This window comes from Halopelagius fulvigenes (genome assembly GCF_042662625.1).
Classification (GTDB): domain Archaea; phylum Halobacteriota; class Halobacteria; order Halobacteriales; family Haloferacaceae; genus Halopelagius; species Halopelagius fulvigenes.
The window spans coordinates 1,724,561-1,748,575 of sequence record NZ_JBHSXH010000015.1 but is presented as its reverse complement, the minus strand read 5'-3'; the positions used below and the strand labels follow the sequence as shown (position 1 = coordinate 1,748,575).

The 24,015-nt window shown below is 65.7% G+C and carries 25 protein-coding genes and 1 tRNA gene; 12 read left to right on the top strand and 14 right to left on the bottom strand.

Going from position 1 to position 24,015, the window contains the following annotated elements:
• Window positions 1–22: 22 nt before the first annotated feature.
• From ACFQEV_RS19285 to ACFQEV_RS19275, 3 genes are all read right to left on the bottom strand, one after another.
• Window positions 23–1,090 (bottom strand): DUF7972 family membrane protein, encoded by a 1,068-nt coding sequence (locus tag ACFQEV_RS19285; protein WP_464391811.1) that lies wholly within the window; start codon window positions 1,088–1,090, stop codon window positions 23–25.
• 113 nt (window positions 1,091–1,203) lie between these two features.
• Window positions 1,204–1,644: a DUF8048 family protein gene (locus ACFQEV_RS19280; RefSeq protein ID WP_379699572.1), complete on the bottom strand. Its 441-nt coding sequence runs from the start codon at window positions 1,642–1,644 to the stop codon at window positions 1,204–1,206.
• 40 nt (window positions 1,645–1,684) lie between these two features.
• Entirely contained in the window at window positions 1,685–2,434 is a 750-nt protein-coding gene (locus tag ACFQEV_RS19275; RefSeq protein ID WP_379699569.1) for a pirin family protein, read from the bottom strand.
• A gap of 201 nt (window positions 2,435–2,635) precedes the next feature.
• On the opposite strand from ACFQEV_RS19275, the gene sod reads away from it, so the two are divergent.
• Window positions 2,636–3,235 (top strand): superoxide dismutase, encoded by a 600-nt coding sequence (gene sod, locus ACFQEV_RS19270; protein ID WP_379699567.1) that lies wholly within the window; start codon window positions 2,636–2,638, stop codon window positions 3,233–3,235.
• A 148-nt stretch (window positions 3,236–3,383) separates the two neighbouring features.
• Here sod and ACFQEV_RS19265 read toward each other — a convergent pair whose 3' ends face one another.
• Window positions 3,384–3,776, bottom strand: coding sequence for a DoxX family protein (locus ACFQEV_RS19265; RefSeq protein WP_379699564.1), 393 nt, complete (start codon window positions 3,774–3,776; stop codon window positions 3,384–3,386).
• A gap of 492 nt (window positions 3,777–4,268) precedes the next feature.
• On the opposite strand from ACFQEV_RS19265, the gene ACFQEV_RS19260 reads away from it, so the two are divergent.
• Window positions 4,269–4,595 (top strand): DUF7344 domain-containing protein, encoded by a 327-nt coding sequence (locus ACFQEV_RS19260; protein WP_379699561.1) that lies wholly within the window; start codon window positions 4,269–4,271, stop codon window positions 4,593–4,595.
• Between the two features lie 269 nt (window positions 4,596–4,864).
• Here the strand turns inward: ACFQEV_RS19260 and ACFQEV_RS19255 are convergent.
• Window positions 4,865–4,937: transfer RNA gene (locus ACFQEV_RS19255), tRNA-Gln, on the bottom strand.
• Window positions 4,938–5,070: 133 nt separating this feature from the next.
• On the opposite strand from ACFQEV_RS19255, the gene ACFQEV_RS19250 reads away from it, so the two are divergent.
• Window positions 5,071–5,658: an IMP cyclohydrolase gene (locus ACFQEV_RS19250; RefSeq protein WP_379699560.1), complete on the top strand. Its 588-nt coding sequence runs from the start codon at window positions 5,071–5,073 to the stop codon at window positions 5,656–5,658.
• A gap of 58 nt (window positions 5,659–5,716) precedes the next feature.
• Window positions 5,717–6,376, top strand: a complete 660-nt coding sequence (locus ACFQEV_RS19245; protein ID WP_379699558.1) for a metallophosphoesterase family protein — start codon at window positions 5,717–5,719, stop codon at window positions 6,374–6,376.
• A gap of 9 nt (window positions 6,377–6,385) precedes the next feature.
• Here ACFQEV_RS19245 and ACFQEV_RS19240 read toward each other — a convergent pair whose 3' ends face one another.
• From ACFQEV_RS19240 to ACFQEV_RS19230, 3 genes are all read right to left on the bottom strand, one after another.
• Window positions 6,386–6,661 carry a hypothetical protein gene (locus ACFQEV_RS19240; protein ID WP_379699556.1) on the bottom strand — a complete coding sequence of 92 codons (276 nt, stop codon included), beginning with the start codon at window positions 6,659–6,661 and terminating at the stop codon, window positions 6,386–6,388.
• 158 nt (window positions 6,662–6,819) lie between these two features.
• Entirely contained in the window at window positions 6,820–7,455 is a 636-nt protein-coding gene (locus tag ACFQEV_RS19235; protein ID WP_379699553.1) for a DUF7979 domain-containing protein, read from the bottom strand.
• Window positions 7,456–7,521: 66 nt separating this feature from the next.
• Entirely contained in the window at window positions 7,522–8,700 is a 1,179-nt protein-coding gene (locus ACFQEV_RS19230; RefSeq protein WP_379699550.1) for an aspartate kinase, read from the bottom strand.
• Between the two features lie 267 nt (window positions 8,701–8,967).
• On the opposite strand from ACFQEV_RS19230, the gene ACFQEV_RS19225 reads away from it, so the two are divergent.
• The gene (locus ACFQEV_RS19225; protein WP_379699548.1) at window positions 8,968–9,408 is read left to right on the top strand and encodes a hypothetical protein; all 441 of its coding nucleotides are present in this window, start codon (window positions 8,968–8,970) and stop codon (window positions 9,406–9,408) included.
• 17 nt (window positions 9,409–9,425) lie between these two features.
• On the opposite strand, the gene ACFQEV_RS19220 is transcribed toward ACFQEV_RS19225, so the two are convergent.
• On the bottom strand, window positions 9,426–11,003 hold the full coding sequence (locus ACFQEV_RS19220; RefSeq protein WP_379699545.1) for a DNA-directed DNA polymerase II small subunit: 1,578 nt from the start codon (window positions 11,001–11,003) through the stop codon (window positions 9,426–9,428).
• A gap of 123 nt (window positions 11,004–11,126) precedes the next feature.
• Between ACFQEV_RS19220 and ACFQEV_RS19215 the strand changes: the two genes are divergently transcribed.
• The gene (locus ACFQEV_RS19215; protein WP_379699542.1) at window positions 11,127–12,038 is read left to right on the top strand and encodes a S26 family signal peptidase; all 912 of its coding nucleotides are present in this window, start codon (window positions 11,127–11,129) and stop codon (window positions 12,036–12,038) included.
• A 79-nt stretch (window positions 12,039–12,117) separates the two neighbouring features.
• Here ACFQEV_RS19215 and ACFQEV_RS19210 read toward each other — a convergent pair whose 3' ends face one another.
• Window positions 12,118–13,947 carry a Cdc6/Cdc18 family protein gene (locus ACFQEV_RS19210; protein WP_379699539.1) on the bottom strand — a complete coding sequence of 610 codons (1,830 nt, stop codon included), beginning with the start codon at window positions 13,945–13,947 and terminating at the stop codon, window positions 12,118–12,120.
• Between the two features lie 1,776 nt (window positions 13,948–15,723).
• Between ACFQEV_RS19210 and ACFQEV_RS19205 the strand changes: the two genes are divergently transcribed.
• The 5 genes from ACFQEV_RS19205 to ACFQEV_RS19190 all read left to right on the top strand — a co-directional run bounded on the left by ACFQEV_RS19205 (window position 15,724) and on the right by ACFQEV_RS19190 (window position 19,108).
• Complete coding sequence (locus tag ACFQEV_RS19205) at window positions 15,724–16,365, top strand: Era-like GTP-binding protein (protein WP_379699536.1); 642 nt, start codon at window positions 15,724–15,726, stop codon at window positions 16,363–16,365.
• Between the two features lie 5 nt (window positions 16,366–16,370).
• On the top strand, window positions 16,371–16,757 hold the full coding sequence (locus ACFQEV_RS19200; protein ID WP_379699533.1) for a DUF2073 domain-containing protein: 387 nt from the start codon (window positions 16,371–16,373) through the stop codon (window positions 16,755–16,757).
• Window positions 16,758–16,895: 138 nt separating this feature from the next.
• Window positions 16,896–17,969, top strand: a complete 1,074-nt coding sequence (locus ACFQEV_RS19195; RefSeq protein WP_379699531.1) for an OapC/ArvC family zinc-ribbon domain-containing protein — start codon at window positions 16,896–16,898, stop codon at window positions 17,967–17,969.
• Window positions 17,970–18,154: 185 nt separating this feature from the next.
• Complete coding sequence (locus ACFQEV_RS19950; RefSeq protein WP_449404959.1) at window positions 18,155–18,244, top strand: hypothetical protein; 90 nt, start codon at window positions 18,155–18,157, stop codon at window positions 18,242–18,244.
• 27 nt (window positions 18,245–18,271) lie between these two features.
• Complete coding sequence (locus ACFQEV_RS19190) at window positions 18,272–19,108, top strand: DUF7089 family protein (protein WP_379699528.1); 837 nt, start codon at window positions 18,272–18,274, stop codon at window positions 19,106–19,108.
• Window positions 19,109–19,156: 48 nt separating this feature from the next.
• On the opposite strand, the gene ACFQEV_RS19185 is transcribed toward ACFQEV_RS19190, so the two are convergent.
• Complete coding sequence (locus tag ACFQEV_RS19185) at window positions 19,157–19,735, bottom strand: DUF7090 family protein (RefSeq protein ID WP_379699526.1); 579 nt, start codon at window positions 19,733–19,735, stop codon at window positions 19,157–19,159.
• 106 nt (window positions 19,736–19,841) lie between these two features.
• Complete coding sequence (locus ACFQEV_RS19180) at window positions 19,842–20,300, bottom strand: DUF2391 domain-containing protein (RefSeq protein ID WP_379699524.1); 459 nt, start codon at window positions 20,298–20,300, stop codon at window positions 19,842–19,844.
• 93 nt (window positions 20,301–20,393) lie between these two features.
• Here ACFQEV_RS19180 and ACFQEV_RS19175 point away from each other — a divergent pair, with 93 nt between their 5' ends.
• A complete protein-coding gene (locus ACFQEV_RS19175) occupies window positions 20,394–21,074 on the top strand; it encodes a class I SAM-dependent methyltransferase (RefSeq protein WP_379699521.1) in 681 nt (226 codons plus the stop codon).
• A 15-nt stretch (window positions 21,075–21,089) separates the two neighbouring features.
• On the opposite strand, the gene ACFQEV_RS19170 is transcribed toward ACFQEV_RS19175, so the two are convergent.
• Both ACFQEV_RS19170 and ACFQEV_RS19165 read right to left on the bottom strand, forming a co-directional pair.
• Window positions 21,090–22,265: an ABC transporter ATP-binding protein gene (locus ACFQEV_RS19170; protein ID WP_379699519.1), complete on the bottom strand. Its 1,176-nt coding sequence runs from the start codon at window positions 22,263–22,265 to the stop codon at window positions 21,090–21,092.
• Window positions 22,266–22,296: 31 nt separating this feature from the next.
• The gene (locus ACFQEV_RS19165; protein WP_379699517.1) at window positions 22,297–24,015 is read right to left on the bottom strand and encodes an ABC transporter permease; all 1,719 of its coding nucleotides are present in this window, start codon (window positions 24,013–24,015) and stop codon (window positions 22,297–22,299) included.

Below are 24,015 nucleotides of genomic sequence, written 5' to 3'. Positions count from 1 at the left end.
GGTCGTTCCGCGCCCCGCGTCGTCACTTCTCGGAGCGAATCTCCGTCAACTCCTCGTTGCGAACGCCCTCTAACTCCTCGGTTTTACGGAGGATGAACGGTCCGATGGCGAGCGTCCGCTTCATCACGGTGAGGACGCGAAGGAGGTAGGCCAACAGCACGGCGAACGGAACGAGCGTGACGACGAAGACGGCTCCGACGAGGAGGAACGCGTTGCTCACGCCGAAGACGCTGCCGGTCACCTGCGTCGCGTCGAACTCGAGCATCATGTACCCCGCGAGTGCGAGCGTCGGCATGGCCCCGTAGAGGACGCCACGCGAGATGTTGATTATCTCCCACTGGACGTACAGCGTCTTGAAGTGTTCGCGCGCGGGACCGAAGTACTGGAGCGCTTCGATCAGGTCCTCGAACGCCTCGTCCGCCTCCTCGGAGAGCGACTCGGAGTGCTTGTCTCGGAGCGTTCGCGCGGCGAATACCTTCCACGAGTAGTTGTAGTCGAGTACGGGGTGGAGCGTCTCGAACGACCCGAACTCCGCGTCCACGAGTTCGTCGCTTATCTTCTGGCTGTGGTCTTCGAGTCCGTCCACGAACTCTACGATTTCTTCGAGTCGTTCGGAGGCGGGGCCCGACGCGACCACGTCGCCCAGTCTCCGCGCGCGGGTGTCGGCGATTTCGATGAGCATCCGGAGGAACCGAGACGGTTCGGCCGGACTGACGCCGATGTCGGCGGTCCCCTCTATCTCCTCGCGGAAGTCGGTCTCGTTCGACATCCGCTCTCGCTGTTGTCCGAGGGGGCCGATCTCCTCGGCGAGGACGAACTGAGAGATCGTCAGGACGAGGGTCACGCTCGTCACGATGGCGATGACCATCGAGCCGAACAGCGAACTTATCCCGTTCGTCGCCAGGAGCTTTTGCGTCGAACTCGGCCCGACAACGTGCAGAGCCACCAAGACGACGTACGCGACCAGAAGTATGAGTCCGGTGACGAGCCACCTGTTCGCGTTTATGAGGAACCAGATCTTTACGCGAGTCTCGCCGACGCGTTCCCGCATCGTATCGGCCGGCCGTGAGATCGTATCCGAGTCGCTCATTCCGGCAGTTGTCCTACTCGTAACCAGTAGTTAAAGTGACTGCCCGGTGAGAAGCGCCCGAGGCGGGACGAACGCAGGTTCCAGCTTCGAGCGACAACGGTCGGGAGCGTCCGCTACACGGAGAACCCCTGTCCGAACCGGGGCGGCCCCTCCCCGTCGTTCTCCACGACAAGCGGTTCGCTCCCCTCTTCGAACATCTCTTCGAGGGAGTCCCGCCTGTCGCGTTCCGCCGCGGAATCGACCATCGCCCCGCGGTGGACGGCGCGCGCGGCGGCGCGGTTCTCCTCCGAGAGCGAGAGTTGCTCCTGGAGCGTCGTCCAGATGCCGTCCCCGTAGAGGTAGTAGGCGTCGTCGTCGTGCCACCCGTAGTTGTGCTGTGAGGAGAACTCGTAGGTGTCGTCGGTGCGTTCGATGGCCTCCTGGATGCGTTCGAGCGTCTCCGCTACCTCCGCTTCGTCCACGTCGTACTCGTCCGCCGCGTCGGCGACCCGGTCGGACGAGAACGGGTGCTGGTGGTCGGTCACGGTTGTCGAATCCCTTCGCAGGGCACCCATAGAGAACTAACGGCGACCTCGCGGTTTCGAGGCGATTCCCTCAGCGCACGACGAGGCCTCGCAGGCGAATCGGCTCCCCGTGCGGTCGGCCGGAGACGGCGACGACGCGGAGCGTCGTCTCGGTTCGGAGTTCGACGTCTCGGGCGTCCGAAACCGGGAGAACGTCGCCCTCGCCGAAGGCGTCCCCGTCGGCGGTTCCGTCGCCGGAGACGCCGTAGAGGAAGCCCGACCACCCGTCGGGCACCGTCCACGTCCACGAGTCGGCGACGCGGGCGTCGAGGTACTCCGTCGGAGTGCGGAGTTCGAGGGGCGAACCGTCGCCGACGACGGTGGTCACCGTCGCGCCGTCGAGTTCCGCCGTCGGGAGTTCGTCGGCCGTCGCGTCGGCGTAGTCCGGGTCGGCGTCCTTCTCGGCGCGGGGGAGGTTCACCCACAGTTGGAGGCCGTTGCAGGCGTCGCCGTCCGCGGAGAACTCGGAGTGTCGGACGCCGCCCCCGGCCGTGATGTGCATCGCGTCGCCCGCGTACGCGGTGTGTTCGACGCCGAGGGAGTCCTCGTGGTCCATCCCGCCCTCCAGCATGTAGGAGACTATCTCGAACCCCTCGTGGAGGTGCATCGGGAACCCCGCGTCTGGGTCGATGGAGAAGCGTTCGAAGAGGACGAACGGGTCGAGGTGCGCCGGGTACGCGTTCGTCGGGAACGCGCGTGTCGAGTTCACACCGCTCCCGTGCCGAACCGTCTCGCCCGAAACCGGGTCGGTTCGTCCCGTCGCCGTCTCGTCTGCGGTCATACGTTCTCGAAGCGGTCCCCGACGGATAAGCGTCGAGTAAGCGGAACCCGAGAATGGTCTGTTTTCCGACACGTATTGTCGTATCACATCCTGTACAGCCGTTTTGTGCGTTGCTTGTGGGAAATTGAATAGACAGAACGGCTACCAAAATGCGATTCAGGAAATCTTCATGTTTCGTACAAGGTATAGTCGAGAGTGCACATGAGCTACGAACTCGATCCTCTCCCGTACGACTACGACGCGCTCGAACCGCACATCTCCGAGCAAGTGCTGACGTGGCATCACGACACCCACCATCAGGGCTACGTCAACGGCTGGAACTCCGCCGAGGAGACCCTCGAACAGAACCGCGAGGACGGCGACTTCTCCTCGTCGCCCGGTGCGATTCGCAACGTCACCCACAACGGGTCGGGGCACATCCTCCACGACCTGTTCTGGAACTCGATGTCGCCGGAGGGCGGCGACGAACCCTCGGGCGAACTCCGTGACCGCATCGAGGAGGACTTCGGCTCTTACGACGCGTGGAAGGGCGAGTTCGAGGCCGCCGCGGGCAACGCCGGCGGCTGGGCGCTTCTCGTCTACGACTCGTTCTCGAACCAACTGCGCAACATCGTCGTGGACAAACACGACCAGGGCGCGCTGTGGGGTTCGCACCCGATTCTGGCGCTGGACGTCTGGGAGCACTCGTACTACCACGATTACGGGCCGGCCCGCGGCGACTTCGTCTCGAACTTCTTCGAGGTCGTCGATTGGGACGAACCCTCCGCGCGCTACGAGCAAGCCGTCGAACTCTTCGAGTAATCTCCTACCGGGAGAATCGCTCTACCGGAGGCCCCTCTCGGCGGCGGGAATAGCGAGCGAGTGAGGCCGTCGAACCGGACTCTCGCCTCCATCAGTCGGTTGACGCCGCGAACTCGTTTTTCGGAGAAAAGTCGACGCTTCGACGCCGTCAGTCTCGACTCGCTCGCCTGAAGAAGGCAATTGCGGCGCCGAGAAGCGTCATGTTCTGCAGGAACGAGGTGAGTTCCTCGCCGCGGTTCTCCTCGCCGACCGCCCAGAAGTCGTGCATCGTGGGCGTCACGCCCGCGAGGAACGCCGCCACGCTGGCCGACGCAAGTCTCGGATACTTCCAGAGACCGATTCCGATGCTCCCGCCGAGGAGGAGGCCGCTCGCGGCGGGGACGAGTTTGTCCGCCTCGGGGACGCCCTTCGCGTCGGCGTACGCGATGCGCCCCTCGAGGTTCGATAGGTTTCGAAGCGCCAGCGAGGCGAGTCCGCTGGCGAAGAGGAGACGACCGAGGCGGGACGGTGCGGTATCGGTCTGTGAGTCGGTTTCGGACACGAAACGAGGTACGGGGGGGAGGGGAATAACGGCCGGGCTTGCCTACGGACTTTCCGGTATCTGCGTCGATACCGATCCCGCGGACGGAGTTTCCGTCCGACGTGCGGTGTACAGACGCCGCTACGCGGTCGGACTCGGTAGAATCGGAGTAGCTCCACCGGAATTGCTAGCCAAACCTTCGTAATCGAAGCACCCTGTGGCAGAGGTACGATCACAAGTTTCGGCTCTTCGCTGAGCGAACACGGTCTCTCCGAAGGTAGTGTCCGAGACTACCGCAACGCTTCGGCTGTTCTTTGCTCATCTCGATAGAGAGTGGGCCGACGATATCGCCGTTGAGTCGCCCGTTGAGCGAAATGTCAACCCCGTTCGTCGGAGGAAATACCAGCTCGCGCTCAGAAAATGTGGAAAACGTCTTCATGACAGACAATCACTACGGAACCAACTACTTTAGGTACTTACTTTTCATGGATAGAGAACAGTCGTAGAGATAGAATGGCAATCAACCAAGACGGCACTCCCTCCGGGTATTCATCTGATGACTACTTCGCCGTCCTTAGCGAGAAGTACCAACAAACTGTGGTAAGTATTCTCGTCGGGAAAGACCGTTCAGTTAACCTCTCACCCCTCGCGGAGGAGGTCGCCACGGTCCTCGAAGGCGACGAGCGAGATGTCAAACAAGTGAAGACGAGACTTCACCACCACCACCTCCCGAAGTTGGACGCGGCGGGCCTTCTCGAATACAGGTCCGAGGACCACCGCGTTATTCCGACTGACAGCATCCAAGCGGTCATGCCACCTAAAACGGCTTCTCTGAATTAAGATCCTCTCGAGCGTTTATATATCAACGTACGACTGATACGAAGGTGCGACAGTAGATCACATTAGAACGGAGTTTGATTCCGAAGAAAGAAATTCGACTGAGTGGTACGGGGCGTCGTCAGCGAGGTAGAGAAAACCCCGTCTCCCAGAGCAGACTCTCCCAGTTCAGCGAGGGACTGGCCGTCACACCGGACACCCCCTCATTTCGACTCCAGAGGGAGACGCTCCAACCGCTTCGCTACGTAGTTGGATTACGTAGGAATTCTGAGTAGTCCCACCAGGATTCGAACCTGGGTCGTTGCCCCCAGAAGGCAACAGGATTGGCCACTACCCCATGGGACTAGGGTTGCACCCCTACGTACCCCGTCGGGGTTTGTAAGCGTTGCGCGTTCGGACTGCCGTGCGAACACGCCTCACAGCGTCCGAACGTGCATAATCCACCATCTATTTACCCGAGTCCTGTACACCCTCGTGTATGTACGTCGGACGTTTCATCGTCGTCGGTCCCGACTTCGGCGCCTACCGCGTCTCGTCCCGTTCGTTCCCGAACCGCCGCATCGTCGACCGCGACGGAACCCTCACCGTCGCGCCGACGCCGGACGCCCCCGAGAGCGACAACCCCTACATCTCCTACAACTGCGTCCGCGAGGGCGGCGACGCCGTCGTCGTCGGCAACGGGTCGCACGTGGACCCGATAGCGGAGAAACTGGACTTGGGTTACCCCGCCCGGGACGCCCTCGCGTCGGCGCTTCTCGCCCTCGACTACGAGAAGGACGACTACGACACGCCGCGAATCGCGGGGGTGGTGGGCGAAGAGTCCTACGTCGGCATCGTCCGCCGCGACGCCCTCCTCGTGGAAGCCGTCTCCGAACCGACGCTGGTCGCCACCTACGAGGAGGACGCCCCCGCGCCCGTCGAGTTCGAGGCGTCCGACGCCGAGTCGGCGGCGTCCGGCGTCTACGAGATGGAGTACGACCACGCCGTCTGCGCCGCGGGCGTCACCCACCGAGACGGAGAGGTGCGGGTGGCCGTCGAGAACGGCCCAGACGGCGACGAGGAGTAATCGCGACGCGCGGCGGAGCGGACCCGAATTTTTCCCGCTGGCGACCCTACTCGGAGCCATGCGAGTCGGCGTCATCTCCGACGTTCACGGGAACAGGGTCGCTCTAGACGCCGTCCTCTCGGAGATGCCCGACGTGGACGCCCTCGTCAACGCCGGCGACGTTGTCGGGTACAACCCGTGGCCGGCGGAGTGCGTCGAGGCGATGCGCGAACGCGACGTACCGACGGTGATGGGCAACCACGACCGGGCGGTGGCCTCCGGGACGGCGTTCCGCTTCAACTCCATGGCCGCCGCGGGCGTCGAGTACGCTCGCGAACGGTTGGACGACGACGCGTTGGCGTGGTTGGAGAACCTGCCCGACGAACGCCTCGCCTGCGACGGACGGGTGAAACTCGTCCACGGCCACCCCGAGGACCCGGACCGCTACACCTACCCCGACGAGTTCAGCGCCCGGATGCTCGGAGACGAGGACGTACTGGTCCTCGGGCACACCCACGTCCAGGGCCACGAGACGTTCGACGAGGGCGTCGTGATGAACCCCGGCAGCGTCGGCCAACCGCGCGACGGCGACCACCGCGCCGCCTACGCGGTGGTCGATTTAGACGACCTGACCGTCGAAGAGCATCGCGTGGACTACGACATCGAGGAAGTCGTCGAGGCGGTGGAGGAGGCCGGACTCCCCGAACGAATCGGCCTCAGACTGTACGACGGGCGGTAGTCGGAGCGGTCAGAGGCCGATCCGTTCGGCCGCGCCGGTAACCGCCGCGGTAGGCGAGGAGGGACGAAAGCGGGAGCGTCGCACAGAGCGTTCGAGCGTGCAGAGCAGTTGCGAGAACGGGTCCGGCGGCGAGACGACGCTTCCGACGCCGAACGCGACGAGACTCGCGGCGGCCCACGCCGCGAGGAGTCGATCGCGCCCCGTCGGGGGACGCTCTCGGTCGCCGAATCCGCCGCGCCGGAACCGTCGAAAGAGGTAGTACGGGATGCCGACGGGGGTGAACACGGACGCGAGTGCCCACACCGCCGGTTGCGAACTGCCGCGCGCACTCGCGTCGCGGTCTGAAGCGCGGGAGGTGTCGCCCCGTTCCGCAGCATCTCAAGGAGTTCGTTACGGGGAGACCGTAAGCGTTCCCTGCCTCACGGGAGGTCGGTCGACGGAAGTCACGGGATGGGGTAGTTGGTGTACGCTGCGTCCCAGAGTAACTTCACCGCGAGGCCGACGGTGACCGCCGTCCCGAATCCGACGAACGCCCCCGGCGGTATCAGCGGAAAGTCGAACTCCGGGCCGAGGAGGTGGAAGGCGACGCCGAGGAGTGCGAGGACGGCGGCGGTTCGGGGGGAACGCTCGCCGTCGTACGTCCGGACGGCGACCGACGCCAGAATCAGTCCGTAGGCGACGAACGGGAGTTCGTAGAGCCAGTAGACGAACGGGAACCCGCCGCCCGCGTACGTTTCGAGTCGGTAGTACCGCCCCTCATAGACGACGACGTACCGCCCGTTTCCGGGCGCGGCGTAGTCGCTGTAGAAGAACCGGTCCGGGGCGTCCTCCCACCCGTAGACGACGTGGTGTCCGTCGGGCGACTCGACGGCGCGGCGGACGGCGTCCCGCGCGTCGAAGGGGAGTTCCTCGTAGCGGAGAACGGGCACCTCGTCGTCTCTCTCCGACCGCTGGACGGGTTCGACGGAGAACTCCGCCTGTTCGCCCCAGTCGGCCATCGCGAGGGGTGCGCCGACGAGAGAGGCGGCGACGACCACCGCGAAGAGCGCAGATGCGACGGAGAGATACCGGTCGTCCATGGCGGACCTGTCGCTACGCGCGGTAAGTACTTTCTGCGAAACGAGAAGAGACGCGCCGCCGGGCGCTCAGAACTCCTCTTGGACGATTTTCAGCGTCTGCTCGCGGTCCTTCCACGCGACGAAGATGGCGACGGAGGTGGCGGAGGTGATGACGTCGTGGATGTTGATGCCGGCCTCCGAGATGGGTTGGACGATGTCGAGGATGACGCCCGGACTGTTCGGGAGTTCCCCGCCCGTGACGCGGATGACGGCCACGTCGTCGTCGACGGTGACCGACGAGAGGGTGTCCTCGGCGACGACCTTCGAGTGAAGCAGGTTCTCGGCCTCCTCGGCGCGGTCCTCGGTGACGTAGAACGTCACCGAATCCATCCCCGAGGCGACGGCGTCGATGTTGATGTTGGCGTCCCGAAGCGACTCCGAGAGGTCCGCGAGGATGCCCTTTCGGTTCCGAATCGACCGTCCGGCGACGGTGATGCAGGCGAGTGAGTCGTCCTGCATGTCGATGAGGTTCTCGAACTCTCCCTCGATGAGGGTGCCGCCGGTCAGCAGGTCGCCGTGTTGATAGTGGACGACCCGGACCGCGAGTTCGTCGTCCTTGTAGGAGAGCGCAGAGGGCGCGACGACTTCCGCGCCGCGGAACGAGAGGTTTCGGAGTTCGTCCACGGTGATGCGCCCGACGTTGCGCGCGCCCTCGACGACGCGCGGGTCGCCGGTCATGACGCCCTCGACGTCGGTGACGATGACGACTTCGTCGGCGTCCATGTACCTGCCGAGCATCACGGCGGTGGTGTCCGACCCGCCGCGTCCGAGCGTCGTTATCTCGCCCTCGTGGTTCTGCGCGAGGAAGCCCGTGATGACCGGGACGACGCCGTCCAACTCGGCGGCCAGTTCCGCCGCGCGTCGTCGGGTCGCCTCCACGTCCACCTCGCCGAGGTCGTTCGTGATGACGGGCCACTCGTCGCTGCCGGGTTCGACGAACAGGGCCTCGACGCCGCGAGAGGAGAGGGCGGCCTTCAGCATGCGGACGCTGGTTCGCTCGCCCATCGAGACGATTTCGGCCCGGTCGCGATCCTCCGCTTCGAACTGGATCTCGTCTAAGAGGTCGTCCGTCGTGTTCCCCATCGCGGAGGCGACGACGGCGATTTCGTGGCCCTGCCCCACCGCGGCGGCGATGGAGTCGGCCGCGCGGTTGATTCGGTCGCCGCTTCCGAGCGAGGTTCCGCCGAACTTCGCGACTACTCGCATCGACGTACCCCCGGTTCGGTTCCCGGACAGGAGCGTAGAGACTGGTGCTCGAACATGGCGGGGGCTAACGTGGGATAGCGTATAACTGTGTCTCCACGTTCAACCGTTGCCGAAGCCGACAGGTGCAGATACGATAGTGTCCAGCGGGCGAGAACGCGACCGGAGGCGGCTGTCATCCCCGCGGGAGCGAAAACGTTTCACCGAGAGCGAGTGTCGATTTCTCGGAAACGTACGTGTATTTAAGCCGGGGCGAACTGTACGACCGCCATGGACGCGGACGTGCGCGACGCTGTCGAGGCTGACGCTCCGGAACTCGCCGCCATCGCGGACTCGCCGGTGGACGTGATGCGAAACGTCGTCCACGACAGGACGGTCCGCGTGGCGGAGCAGAAACAGGGCGGTAGCGACCCGAACGTCGATACCGACACCGAATCCGGCGACTCGTCGCTCCTCGGGTTCGTCTCCTTCGACGTGAGCGGTCGGACGGTCCACATCACCCAACTCGGCGGGTCCGTGGAGGCGTGCGAACGACTCCTCGGGGAACCGGTTCGGTTCGCCGCCCGCGAGGGGATGACCGTCGAGTTCGTCGTCTCCGAGAGCGACGACGACGTGCGGGAGGCGGTCGAAAACGCCGGCTTCACCGCCGAGGGTCCCGGCCCGCAGTTCGACGGCGGGCCGACGGTCCGGTACAGTCTCGACCCGAACTGAAGGGGTTCGGCCGGCGTTCAGGCGAACTTTCTGACGGTCATATCGAGCGTATCGAGGTCCACGATGGGCGCGTACCCCGCGTCGGGGTCGATGTTGACGGACTTCTGGAAGTCGGTCTGGGACTGCCAACATCCGGAGTTGACCGCGAGGACGTTGTGGTACTTCCCCCAGCCGAGTTTGTGGACGTGGCCGGTGTGGAAGACGTCCGGCACGTCGTCGATGACGAGGTAGTCCTTCTCCTCGGGCGCGAGTCGGAGGTGACCGCCGTACTGCGGGGCGACGTGGCGCTTCTTCAGCAGTTGGTACATCGCCTTGTGCGGTTCGTCGTAACTGGCCTTCTCCTCGGGGAGTTCGGCGATCACCTCGTCGAGGGAGACGCCGTGGTACATCAGCACCTTCACGCCCTCGACGGTGACGAGAGAGGGGTTACCCGAGATGCGGGCGTCGTGGACGTCCATGATATCTCTGAGCGTCTCGTCGAATCCGGGTTGGGGTTCCGCGAGGCGGACGGCGTCGTGGTTCCCCGGAATCATCACGATCTCGACGTCGCCGGGCACCTGCTTGAGGTACTCCGAGAAGCGTTCGTACTGGTCGTAGATGTCGATGATGTCGAGTTCCTCGTCCTGATTCGGGTAGACGCCGACGCCCTCCACCATGTCGCCGGCGATGAGGAGGTACTCGACGCGTTCGGCCTCCTCGGTGTGGAGCCAGTCGGTGAAGCGGTTCCACGCGTCGGCCATGAACTCCTGACTGCCGACGTGGACGTCTGAGATGAGCGCCGCCTGCACGTGGCGGTCCGCCGTGTTCGGCGAGTGCGTCCGCGGCACGTCCGGGAAGTACATCGAATCGACGAACATGATGCCGGAGTCGTCCGCGAGCGTCCCCTCGACGGCGATGCACTCGTCCATGAGGAGTTCGTCCACCTGCGACGCGAAGTTGCGGTCCTTCATCACCAGACAGGGGAACGTCCCCGTCGTGTCCTCCAGTTCGACCAGCCAGTGTCCGCTGGCGGTCGAACGGATGTCGTTGACGAGTCCGATCATGGCGGCGTCGCTCCCGCCGGACATCCGCTGAATCGCCTCGGCGGGGCGGTGGTTCACCCGCCCGCGGAGGTGCGAGGAGAGTCGCTCGTAGCGGTCCTTGAACACCTTCACGAAGTCGGCGTACTCGCCGGTTCCGGTGCTCTGTCCGGTGATGTCGCCCGCGATGTCGACGGGGTTCGGCGACCGGTTCGCGTCCCGCTCTCGCCGCTCGCCCGTCGTTTCGTCTGGAGTCTCTATCGCGCTCGACGCTGCCACACCGCCCGATTCTGCAGTCGAAACAGAGGGGTCGGGGGTGGGGGTTGAATCGTCGGTCGGAGACGCCGTCGGCGAGGGCGTCGTCTGCGCGTCCGCCGCGTTCTTGTCCGTATCGAGAACTGTCCGAACGTCGGCGGCGGTGACGCGGAACGCGTCGTCGCCCGCCTCTTCCACCGCGCGCGCCAGCGCAGTCGCCGGGTCGGCGGCACCGGCGATGAGCGTCACGGCTTCCCTCTCGGCGTTGTACCCGTGACGAGCGAGTTCCTGAACGATGCGCGACGGCGTCTCCAGAGGCACACCGGTCGAATGCGGAGGTACAAGAAAAGCGTATTGAAACGCCGAACCGAACGTCTGCGATGCGCAGAGGCGTCCGACGCCTACCCAGAAAGTTGAAACCCGGCGACGGCGAAGCCGTGAGCGATGACTCACGACGAGGAGGAGTCGGGCGGCGACGCCGACGCCCCGCCCCTCTCACCCGAGGCGAGACGGGAGGCGGGGGACGCAGACGACTTCTTCACTCGTGTCCGGACGGCGGAGACGGGAGCGCTCGCCTTCGCCCGCGAGGCGGCGGTCAGCCTCTCCATCGTCGTCGCGATCGGACTGTTGCTCTACCTCGTCAGCGGCGTCTGGCCGCCGATGGTCGCCATCGAGAGCGGGAGCATGGAACCGCACATGGAACGCGGTGACCTCGTCTTCATCAGCGACCCCGACCGGTTCAGCCCGGAGTACGCCTTCGAGCAGACCGGCGTCGTACCGGTGGAGGTCGGCGAGGAGAGAGGGTATCGGACGCTCGGCGGGAACGGGTCCGTCGTCGTCTACGACCCGCCCACTCGGTTCGGGTCGCCGATAATCCACCGCGCCCACTTCTGGGTCGAGGAGGGCGAAAACTGGTACAGTGAGGCGAACCCGCAGTACGTGAGCGCCGACAACTGCGCGGAACTGTCGAACTGTCCTGCGCCGCACGCGGGGTTCATCACGAAGGGCGACGCCAACTCGCGGTACGACCAAGCGAGCGGTATCGCCGAACCCGTCAAGAAGGGGTGGATAGAGGGCGTCGCCCACATCCGCGTCCCGTACCTCGGCTACATTCGACTGAAGCTCGCGGGACTGTTCCTCTCGACGCCCGTCGACACCTCGGCGTCGATGGCGGACTCTGCGTCGGTGACAGATTCGGCGGCGGCTGACTCCGAACCCCTTCGCTTCGAGTCCACGCGAGAGAGAGTAGCCGAACCGAGAACGGTCGAGAAGGGGGCGCTCGAACCGAGAATACTCGCGGAGAGAGCTGACGCGGCGGCGACGACGGCGTTCGACCCGTGGTCGGCGGGCGCGTAGTTTTCGACTCGCAGTCGGTGGCGCGTCGGTTCGAGTCGAACCGACGGTCAGTCGGACAGCAGGTCAGTGAAACGGACGGTCAGTTGTCGAAGCGGGCCTGGACGAACGGTTGCGCGTTCTCGATGTCGCCGAGTCGGGAGTCCGAGAGGAGGACCGCCTCGGTCTCGTCGATGGGAACCGACAGCGAAATCTCCTTCGTGCGGCCGTAGCGCCCCTTCGAGACGACGACGGCGTTGACGATGCCGAGCATGTCGAGTTCCGAGATGAGGTCGGTCACGCGCCGTTGGGTGAGGACGTCGGCGTCTATCTCCTCGCAGAGGCGCTTGTAGATGTTGAACACCTCGCCGGTGTTGATGTTGCGGACGCCGTTCTTCTCCAAGAGGATGGTCGCAAAGAGGACGATCTTCGACTGGGTGGGGAGGGTCCGGACGACTTCGACCACGCGGTCGAGTTCTATCTTGTCTTGGGCCTGCCGGACGTGGGCCTCCTCGACGGTGTCGGACTGCCCGCGTTCCGCCAGTTCGCCCGCGGTCCGCAGGAGGTCGAGTGCGCGTCGCGCGTCGCCGTGTTCCTGCGCGGCGAAGGCGGCACAGAGGGGGATGACGTCGTCGGTGAGTGCGCCGTCTTTGAACGCTACGTCCGAGCGGTGTTGGAGGATGTCGCGGAGTTGGTTCGCGTCGTACGGCGGGAACACGATCTCCTCCTCGCCGAGGGAGGATTTGACCCGGGGGTCGAGGAAGTCGGTGAACTTCAGGTCGTTCGAGATTCCCATGATGGAGATGCGGGAGTTGTCGAGTTCGGAGTTCATCCGCGAGAGGTTGTAGAGGGTGTCGTCGCCCGATTTCTCGACGAGTTTGTCTATCTCGTCGAGCATGATGACGACGACGCGTTCGTTGTAGTCCACCGCGTCGAAGAACGTCGTGTACACGCGGTCGGTCGGCCACCCGGTCATCGGGACGGCCTCCATCTCCTCTAAGTCCTCTTCGAGCCGCGAAATCCGCTGTTCGACGGCGGCGACGGAGTCGAACTCGGTGTCGGTCAGTTCGTTCACCGACTCCGCGGCGCGGGCGCGCAAGTCGCGCAGGCGGTCGAGTTCGCGTTCGATGTACGCCTCGTTCTTCTCGATGAACTTGTTGGCGAGCTGCGCGAGGACCCGATACTGCGTGTCGGTCACCTCGCAGTTGATGTACTCCACCTCGCAGGGGACGTCGTACTTCTGGGAGGTCGACTCCAGTTCCTGGCTGACGAACTTCGCGCTCGCCGTCTTCCCGGTCCCCGTCTTCCCGTAAATGAGGATGTTCGACGGCGTCTCGCCCCGGAGGGCGGAGACGAGAATCGTCGCCATCTGGTTTATCTGCTCGGTCCGGTGGGGGAGTTCGTGCGGCGTGTACGACGGGCGGAGAACCTCCTTGTTCTCGAAGATGGGTTCGCCCGACAGCAAGTCGTCGAACAGGCCGCGACTGTCGCCGTCGTCGTCGTCGTCGAGGACGACTTCGTCGAGGCTCACGTCCGGCGCCTCCCCGTCCGTTCCGTCGGACGCCGCGGAGGGGCCGATGCTCTCTCGAATGTCGATGTCCTCGGCCGTGACCGGGTCGTCTTCGGTCGCGGCGGGGCCGTCTCCGGACTCCGGCCGGCGGTCGTCGGACCGCCGTTCGGCCGCGTCGGACTGCGTCCGGGAGGCCGACGCGCGGCGCGCGTCGGCGTCGTCGGTCCGTTCGACCGTCTCGTCGTCGTTCCGGTCGTCGTCGTTCCGGTCGTCGGCGTTCGCTGCGTCGCTGCGCTGTTCGTCGTCCGATGCGTCGCTATCCGGTGTATCGTTGTTCCGTGCGTCACTATGCGGTGGTTCCTGTCCGCCGCGCTCTGTACCGTCCTCGTCTGCGTCCCCGTCGCGCGGAGTGTCTTCGTCCATAGGTGCATACCCCCCGATTTCGAGTGGAAAACGGGCCGCAGACGGCGCACAGTCGGCGGAAGACGGTGTAGGACACCGATACTCCGCCGTCGCACCGAAGACGGCACGTCCAGATGATGCAGACGAACCAGACGAACAGGTGGTACAAAAAATTGTCTATCGGCATCAACGTTGAACCGTACGAGACGCGCACCGGTACCGTCGTTCGACTGTTCGCCCGAAGGGAATTTTCGGGTGTATCGTGGTGAGTGCCGCGACTCCCGGTGAGAACGGAGAGAGTCGGAAACCGATCGACCCCCTGAGTCCGCTCGTTGCTTCGAGTGCGGTCGAACCGCCGCGGATGCCGGCGGTGCCTCGCCGTCTCCTCCTCACGTCTGTCGTTCCCCGCGCGACTCTTTCTCGTCCGAGGGCATCGTTTCGACTCTGCGCCGCCTCGTCGGTCTCGTCCCCACCTCCGTTTCCACTCGCGGAGGTGGCGGCGACAGTCGAGTTCGGAACGCGGACGGATTCGAACGGCGCGTTCGCACGCCGAACCCCCTTCGTTTCGACTGGAAATCGCCGGCGTTCGACTCGAAGCCGAAAGCGCTTACCGGCCGTTTTCGGCCTCGAATTCGCGGTTTCGTCGCGGACTGTGTAGGGTGTTCTCTATTGGCGCGCTCCGTCGAGGGTGCGGATCGGGTTCGACACGAAACGGAGGGGAGCACCCCCACACCCCTTCGTTTCGGGTGGAACCGCCGAAAGGGTGGGTGGGGTGCAAAGCCGTCTTTCGAACCGGGTAGTTTTATCACGGTGGGGATGCAACCATATCCGTAGAACAGTAAGAGACATTATATTGAGTTGGGTGTTGGTTGTATTAACTAGGCTAGCCGCTGACTCGGCAACCCACCCCCACCCTCGGGAGGGTTTCCACCCGAAACGAAGGGGTGGGGGTGTTCCGCCGTCCGTCCCGAATTCGCCCTCCGCCTCGTCCGCGTTCCCCGTCTCTCGGTCCGACCCGTCTCGCCTTTCGTGTCCTGCCTCCGTCTTACTCACCCTCACCCTGTCTGTCCTTCCGTCCTCTGCGTCTCCGCCGCCCTCGGCGTCTCTGTTCTCGACCCACAACGCTTCCTTCCCGCACTCACGTCTCTCGTACTCCGTCTTTCGTACTTCTCGTCCGTTTTTCGTACCTCCCCTGTCTCTCGCATTCGTCCGTCCTCGTCGCTGCTTCGTCTCCCGCGGCCCGCGTACGGGAGAACACGCGATAGTTCGAATGGAAACGAAGGGGGAACGCGAGGAGACGGTAGCGGATTCGAGACAGGAGACCGCCGGTCGATCCGACCGTCCGTCGCTGACCTCACTCACGCGCGCGGTGACTATCCCGATTTAGGTGTCAGTTAGTCTCGTCCTTCGGCCGAGAGAGTCGTTCCGCCGCCGAGGAACGTGTCGGCGCGTCTCCGGAGAAACGCCCCCGACTACTCTCCACCCGAAACCGGGGCGTCGGGAGGTGCTCGGATGGTTCGGAAGTTCCCTGCGGGTCCGAAGGTACCGAAGGAGTTCGGTTCGCGCGGGCGCCGTTCTTCGATGCGGCCGCGACGGGGTGACCGGTCGGACGGCGAACGATACCGCTTCGCGCCGAACGGTTGAGTACGGGGGCCTAACGGCGTGTTAAACCTATTTCAATTCGGATAAATGAGGTGTGAAAATGACTGTCGTCTGACGTAGTGTTTAAGTGGGCCCGGAAATGTGGTACCTCCATACGCCCCTCCACGACGGAGTCGGGAGGTGCGGGAGGCTAGGATGGGTCTGCTCACAGATTTAAGAGACAGTATCTCACGGGTCGTCGACCGGATGTTCTCGGACGCAGAGCCGAGACGGATCGGCATTTACGGACCGCCGAACGCCGGAAAAACGACCCTTGCGAACCGTATTGCACGCGACTGGACCGGTGATGCCATCGGGCCCGAGAGCCACATCCCTCACGAGACGCGCCGCGCGCGCCGGAAGGAGAACGTGGAAATCGAGCGTAACGGCAAGAAAGTCACAATCGACATCGTCGACACTCCGGGCGTCACCACGAAGGTGGACTACAAGGAGTTCCTCGACCACGACATGGAGAAGGACGACGCCGTGCGTCGCTCCCGAGAGGCGACAGAGGGTGTCGCCGAGGCGATGCACTGGCTGCGCGAAGACGTCGACGGCGTCGTCTACGTCCTCGACAGCACGGAAGACCCGTTCACGCAAGTGAACACGATGCTCATCGGGATCATCGAGAGTCAGGACCTGCCGGTGCTCATCTTCGCGAACAAGACCGACCTCGACGACTCGAACGTCCAGCGCATCGCGAACGCGTTCCCACAACATGAGACCGTTCCGCTCTCGGCGCTGGAAGGAAACAATATGGACGAAGTGTACGACAAGATAGCGGAGTACTTCGGGTGAGTATCATGCCTGAAGTCACACCCGGCAACACGGACGGAGTTCAAATCGACCTCATAAGCGGCGCCCGCATGGAGGACCTGACCAGCATGGAGAAGATCAGGCTCATCCTCGACGGCGTCCGCGACGGCAACATCGTCATCCTCGAAGAGGGACTGTCGCCGGACGAGGAGTCGAAACTCATCGAGGTGACGATGAGGGAGATCAGCCCCGACGAGTTCAACGGTATCGAGATAGAGACGTATCCGCAGTCGAAGGCGGGGAGCCAAGGGTTCCTCGGCCGGCTGATGGGGTCCGAAGAGACGAAGAAGCTCACCGTCATCGGACCGGCGAACCAGATAGAGACGCTTCACAAAGACGAGAACCTCATCAGCGCGCTCGTCTCCCGACGCTGACCGAACGCGCGCACGCACGCGACACGCGCCCCCGCGTTCGAGACGACTCGAACCGGGCGACCGACGGACGCCCGTCGCGCGCGCGAACGCGGAGCGAGAGACCGGCACACCACTCACACACACTCACCGACCACACAGATGCCCCACCAATGTACGAACTGCGGTAAGGTGTTCCCCGACGGCTCAAAGGAGATGCTCTCGGGGTGCCCCAACTGCGGCGGGAACAAGTTCCAGTTCCGTCCGTCCGGCAGCGCGGGGTCCACCGACGGTGCGGCGTCCTCGACGCGAACCGAGGGGACGGACCGTTCCTCCCCGAGTTCCACCTCGACACCGACCGACGCCGAACGAAGTCCGGCGGCCGACCGGGCGCAGTCCGACGCCGACTCGACTCGCCGAAGCGACACCGCTTCGACCGATTCGCAGTCGGCCGGACCCGAAACCGGCGGCTCCGCCTCGGAGACGTCGGCGGGTCGTCGGACGCAGTCCGAGGACGCGAAGTCTCCGACGTGGGCGCGCACCGCCGAACGCGCCGCCGACGTCGAGGACGACGACCGACCGGCGTCGAACGCGCCGGACGAAGCGACCCGCGACGCCTCGCCCGACGCGGCGGAGGGCGGAGGCGGCCTCTCGGGCCGCGCGAACCGCGCGGGGAAGTCGGTCCGCGACTGGGTGAACTCCCGCGGCACCGATCCATCGCAGGAAGAGGAGTCGGCTTCGGCCTCCGCCTCGGCTTCGAGCGCCAAGTCCGAGTCCGAGTCGCCCGAGGCGGGCGATTCGCCGCGGACCCCCGCCGAACGGAGTCCGCAGGCGCAGGAGCAGGGGCGTCCGAAGACGCCGGAGGACGCGCCCGCGCGCGGCGAACCCGAATCGGACCGGGAGGACTCCGCGCAGGCGAGTGCCAGAAGCGCGGTCGTCTCCCCGGACGAGATAGCCGCGGCGGCCGACCGCGCGGCGGTCGAGGAGGCGGACGGGCCGCCGACCGACGCCGACGGCACCGTCATCGAACCGCAGAGCGACGAGCGACCGGAACTCGACGAACTGCGGGAGGAACTGAACAGCCAGTTCGAGAGCATCAAAATCGTCGCGCCCGGCGAGTACGAACTGAACCTGATGGAACTGTACGACCGCACCGAGTACATCATCTCGCTCCGCGAGGACGGACGCTACGTCATCGAAGTCCCCGACTCGTGGGACGGCGAACCCGACGAGTGAACCGGCGGCCGGTCGCTCCCTCTTCTCGCCGACTCGCTCTCTCTCGCCGATCCGCTCTCACTTCTCTCTAACTCGTCCCGCCGACGTTCGGCGGACCGCGGTCGAGATGAAACGGCGGGGTTGTGATTCCGGCGCGTTCCGTCGATATTGAAGGCTTTAAGCACCGCGGCGAAATGGGTGATACCATGAGTAAGGCGACCAAACTCGTCCTCGGAACCGTCGGCGTCTCGGCCGTCCTCTCCATCGCGCTCATCGCAGTCATCGCGTTCGGCTGAAGGGTCTCGAACCCGTACACCGAACAGATGTTCGAGACGCGCGAACTCCCCGACGACGTCGCCGCCGTCCGAGACGAGCACGCACCCGACAGCCTCGTCCTCGACGTGGCGGCGGACTTCGAGACGATACCGCCCGCCGCGGCGGAGGACCTCGGCCTGTTAGCCGACTCTCTGGACCCGGCGACGTACCCCACCGCGTGGCTTCCCGACGACTCGCCGCAACTGCTCGTTCGCTACGCGGACACCGACTTCACCATCGGCATGCCGGGCGACGGCACCGTCGTCTGGACGCGACAGACCGTCCCGCCGGCGGTGTTCGCGAAGGCGCGCGCCGAGGGGACGCCCGAGGAGTTCCTTGATTTCCTCCTGGCGGAGGCGTTCGTCCAACTCGGGACGGGGGCACCCGAACACTTTCTGCCGTTCTTCGGGGAGCAGTACCGCGAACTCGACGAAGCGGTTCCCCTCCCGCCGAACGAGGTGTACCAGATAGCGACGGCCCTCTACGAGGCGTGGTTGGGCCTGCAGACGCGCCCGACGTTCGAGTCGTGGGCCGACGCACACCCCCGACTGCACGACGCGTGGACCGACGCGGGGGCGCGACTGGAGGGGCGACTGACGAACCTGCCGCGGGAAGTCGCGCGCGGGCGGACGTCCTTCGCCGACGCCACGGAGTTCGCGTGTTCGGCCGTCAAACACGGCCGCGAGCTGCCCGCGCCCTTCGCGGCCCTCGACACGCAGGCGTACGTGGAGTACGGCGCGTCCTACGGCGTTCGGTGGGCGCGGAAGACGTTCGAACGACTCGACGAGCGTTCGGCGACGGAGGGGTCGGCGGACGACTCGGAGTCGACGTCGTCGGAGGAGTAGCGCGTCTTCTTCGCGGGGTCGACTCGCGGTCGGTCCACCGGAGTCGATTCAGAAGTCGCCGGTGACCGTTCCGTCCACGGAGAGTTCGATGACGCCGTCGAACAGTTCGCGGAACCGTCCGACCGTCTCCTCGTCGTGCACCTCGTTCGAGAGGTGGAACAGGCCGACGGCGTCGTGTTCTTCGAGGAGTTCGAGGAGTTCGGCCGTCGCGTCGAGCGCCCGGTCCACGTCGGCGTAGTACGCCATCTCCGTCACCGAATCGACGCTCACGCGCACCTTGCCCTCGTGGGATTCGAGGAACCGACGCGTCTGCGTGACGATGCCGTCCAGGTCGTCGGGCGAGGAGACGTAGTGGACGTTGTCGCTCCCGCGCCGGGAGTACCCCCGTTCGACCGACAGGGTGTCGAGGATGACCGCGCGGGACTCGTCGACGTCGTAGTGTTCGAGCTTCTGTTCGACCTCCCGCGCCGTCGTGCGCGTGGAGACGACGAGGAAGTGATCGGTGTCGGTCTTCAGAAAGTCCGTGTCGATGCGGTCCGTCTCGCCGATGCTCGGGTGCAGGAGTAGGATTCCCGTCCCGCCGGAGATTGTCTCCGGCGTGTTCTCGATGGCGAGGGTGTAATCCATACGCAAGCCTGCGAGCGAGCGAACTTAATTATGCGGGTGCGACAAATCGACCGTCTCCGACGCTCCCGTGTCGTTTTTCCCTCGAATCGCCTCGCCGGTCGCTCGCTCAAAACAGCGTGTCGGCCGTCGCAGCGCCGATGACGCTGAACACCGACCCGATGCTGATCGCCTTCAGCGTCACCGAGATGACGTCCCACTCCAACGCGACGCCGAGTGCGACGAGTCCCCCGTCGCTCGCCAAATCGCTCAGGAACGTCCCCGGCGCGTTGAACGAGACGGCGAGGAGGAACACCGAGAGGTACGAGACGAGGATGAGGGAGATGAACCGGACGGGAATCCCACCCACGTCGTCTTCCCTGTCTGGGTCCCTCCCGTCGTCGGCTTTGTACAGCGCACCGTACCCGACGGAGAACACGATGACGACCGTCAGGAGGGCCTGCGCTCCGGACATCTCGCGCGCGAGACTCCACACCTCCTCCGTCACGACGAACGGTCCGGCCAGGAGGAAGCCGCCGACTACCTGTTGCGCCGAGTCCGAGAGTGCGTACCGGCGTCCGCGTCCCATGTTCCGCGTGTTGGGGTAACGACTGATAAAGGACGCGCCACGCCGTCGGCCGGAATCCGGGAGATTTAGTCGCGGCGGCCCCCTCCCTCCGGTATGAGCGTTCGAGAGGAGTTCGACGAGTGGGCGGCCGACGGCCGCGACAAGGGGATGGAGGACCGCCACTGGCACACCGCGAAGCACGCCCTCGCGCGGATGCCCGTCGAGGAGGGCGACGTGGTTCTCGACTTGGGGTGCGGAAGCGGGTACGTCGGGCGCGCCCTCCGCGAGACGAAGGGGGCGGGCCGGGTGTACGGCCTCGACGGGTCGCCGGAGATGGCGCGGAACGCGCAGTCGTACACCGACGACGGTTCGGTCGGATTCCTCGTCGGCGATTTCGACGAACTCCCGTTCGCCGACGACAGCGTGGACCACGTCTGGAGCATGGAGGCGTTCTACTACGCCGCGGACCCCCACCACACCCTCGAAGAAGTCGCCCGCGTCCTCCGCCCCGGCGGCACGTTCTTCTGCGCCGTGAACTACTACGAGGAGAACGTCCACTCCCGCGAGTGGCAGGAGTTCATCTCCGTGGAGATGACCCGGTGGTCCGCCGCGGAGTACCGCGAGGCGTTCCGCGACGCCGGCCTCCACGTCGCGGAACAGGACAACGTCCCGGACCGGGAGACAGAGATTCCGCCCGCGGACGCGTTCCCCACCGACGACTGGGAGTCCCGCGAGGACATGGTCGAACGCTACCGGACGTACGGGACGCTTCTCACGGTCGGCGTCGCCCCCTGAACGCCCGCCGTCTCCTCACTCACCCGCTTCGACGACGCGGGCGTCCGCCGCGTTGAACCCGACTTCCACGACGCCGTCGAGGGGGTCCGCCGTCCGGAGCGTTATCCGGTGTCCGTCGCAGTCCACCCGGACGCGAGTCGTCTCGCCGAGGAACTCCGCGTCCGCGACGCGCCCCCGGAGTCGGTTGATCGGTCCGCCGCCGTCCGCCGTCTCGGCTCTCGGCGCGCCGGTTCCCCCGTCCGAGTCCGCCGCGTCGCCGGACCTGCCTGCGAGGACGCGCATCCGTTCGGGGCGGACGCAGAACGTCACCGCCTCGCCCGCCTCGACGTCTCGGTCGGTCCGGACGAGGAATCTCCGTCCGCCGACGGCGACGAGAACCGAGGACTCGCCCGCCGCGTCAGCCGTGCCATCCGCACCCACGCCCGACCCCTTCGTTTCGTGTGGAGATGTTGATTCTTCGGCCCGTCCGACGAACACGTTGTTGTCGCCGACGAACTCCGCGACGAACCGAGTCCGCGGCCGGCGGTACACCGCCCGCGGCGCGCCGACCTGTTCGACCCGGCCGCCGTTCATCACCGCGATTCGGTCGGAGACGGCCAACGCCTCCTCCTGGTCGTGCGTGACGTACAGCGTCGTGATTTCGAGTTCCGACTGTATCTCCTTGACCGTCGCGCGCAGTCGTTCGCGCAGTTGGGCGTCGAGGGCGCTCATCGGTTCGTCCAAGAGGAGGAGGTTCGGCCCCGGCGCGAGTGCACGCGCGAGGGCGATTCGCTGCTGTTGGCCGCCGGAGAGTTCCGTGGGGTCTCTGTCCGCCGACTCAGGCAGGCCGACCAACTCCAGCAACTCCGCGACGCGTTCCTCGTCGGAGACTCCCCTCGGCGCGTCCGCGAAGCGGAGGCCGTAGGCGACGTTCTCGCCGACGGTCATGTGCGGGAAGAGCGCGTAGTTCTGGAACACGACGCCGACGCCGCGTTCCTCCGGGGGCACGCCGCGCATCTCCCGGCCGTCGAATCGAACCGACCCCGCGGTGGGTTCCTCGAAGCCCGCCACGAGGCGGAGCGTCGTCGTCTTCCCGCACCCCGAGGGGCCGACGAGGGTGAAGAACTCGCCGTCCTCGATAGCGAGGCTCACGTCCGAGAGCGCAGTCGTCGCGCCGTACTCCTTTCGCACGTCGTCGAGTTCGAGTCGCATCTTAGTCACCGTCTCCGTGAGATTCCGGCATCTACAGTCCCCCTCCGCCGCGGTACCGCCCGCCGAACCGCTCTATCACGACGAAACTGAGGCTCGTCACGAGGAGCAGGATGCACCCCATCGCCGTCGCGGGGCCGAGTCGCCGCCCGAGGTACCGTTCGACGGCGACGGGCATCGTGTAACTGGCGGACCCCTCCGCGAGGATGACCGTGGAGTCGAACTCCCCGACGCTGATGGCGAAGGCGAACGCCGCGCCCGCGACGACGCCCGAAGCGACCAGCGGAAGTTCCACGTCGAGGAGGGCCCGCGCCCGCGACGCGCCGAGACTGCGCGCGGACTCGACGAGCCTGGGGTCGAGGTTCCCCAAGAGGGGCGCGACGGTGCGCGTCACGAACGGGTACGCGACGACGGCGTGGGCGGCGACGATGGCCACCGCGCCCGTCACCTGCACCTCGGTGCCGAACGCCTCGACGCCGAAGACGAGTCCGCGGAGCAGTCCGAGTCCGACGACGATGCCGGACACCGCGAGCGGTGCCATCGCGAGGGCGTCCACCACCTTCCGGCCGCGGAACCGCCGCGTCGTCAGCACCGCCACCACGACGCCCATCGGCAGGGCGGCAGCGAGGGTGGCGACGCCGAAGACGAGCGAGTTGCGGACGGCCGGGAGCGGCCGCACCTGAAACGACGCCCCCGTACGCTGGCGTTCGAGCAAAAACAGGTAGTTGTCCAGCGTCAGTCCGCCCTGCGGGCCGGTGACGCTCCCGTACACCATCGACGCGACGGGGACGAGAAACACCGCGAGGACGACGACGGCGTACGCCGCGACGCCGACGCGGGGGAGGAGTTCTCGGAGCGACCGGTTCGGCGGTCGGAGGCGTCGGCGCGGAAGCGGACGCGCGCCCTGTCCCGCCCCGCGTTGTCGCCCCTCGTACCGGAGGTAGACGTACGTCAGGCCGAGCGAAATCGCCGTCTCTATCGCCGCGAGCGACGCCGCCCGGCCGTACTCCAGATTCCGCACCTGCGAGTAGATGAACACCTCCACCGTCGCCAGTTGGAACCCGCCGAGGGCGAGGACGATGGGGAAGGAGGCGAACGTGAAGATGAACGTCAGCGTCGCGCCCACGGCGACGGCCGGGAGCAACTGCGGGAGAACCACGTCGCGGAACGCCCGCGAGGGCGACGCGCCGAGACTGCGCGCCGTCTCGACGGCGGAGGCGTCCACGCTCTCCCACGCCGACGTGACGACGCGGGCGACAAGGGGCGCGTTGTAGAACGCGTGCGCGACGAGTATCGCGGGGAGCGTGTACAGCAGGTTCACCCGCGGGAGTCTGAGGAGTCCGAGGAAGCCGTTGAGCGTCCCGTTCCGCCCGAACGTCGCCACGAAGCCGATGGCGACCATTATCGAGGGCATGACGAACGGGAGGATGGTCAAAGAGCGGAGCGTCTCGCGGCCGGGAAACTCGAAGCGCGAGAGAATCCACGCGCCCGGCAGGCCGAGGGCGACGGCGGCGACGGTCGAGAGAAACGCCTGATAGGCGGTGAACCAGATGATGTCGCGCAGGTAGAACTCGGAGGTGAGGATTTCGAGGAGGGGTTCCGCCGAGAGTCGTCCCTCGACGAGGACGGCGTCGGCGAACACCGTCGCCACCGGGTAGTAGAAGACGACGAGGAGGACGAACGCCGTGGCGGCGGCTACGAGGGCGAGTGCGCGTCGCTCGGCCCACCGAACCGCCGCGCCGAGGAGGCCCAC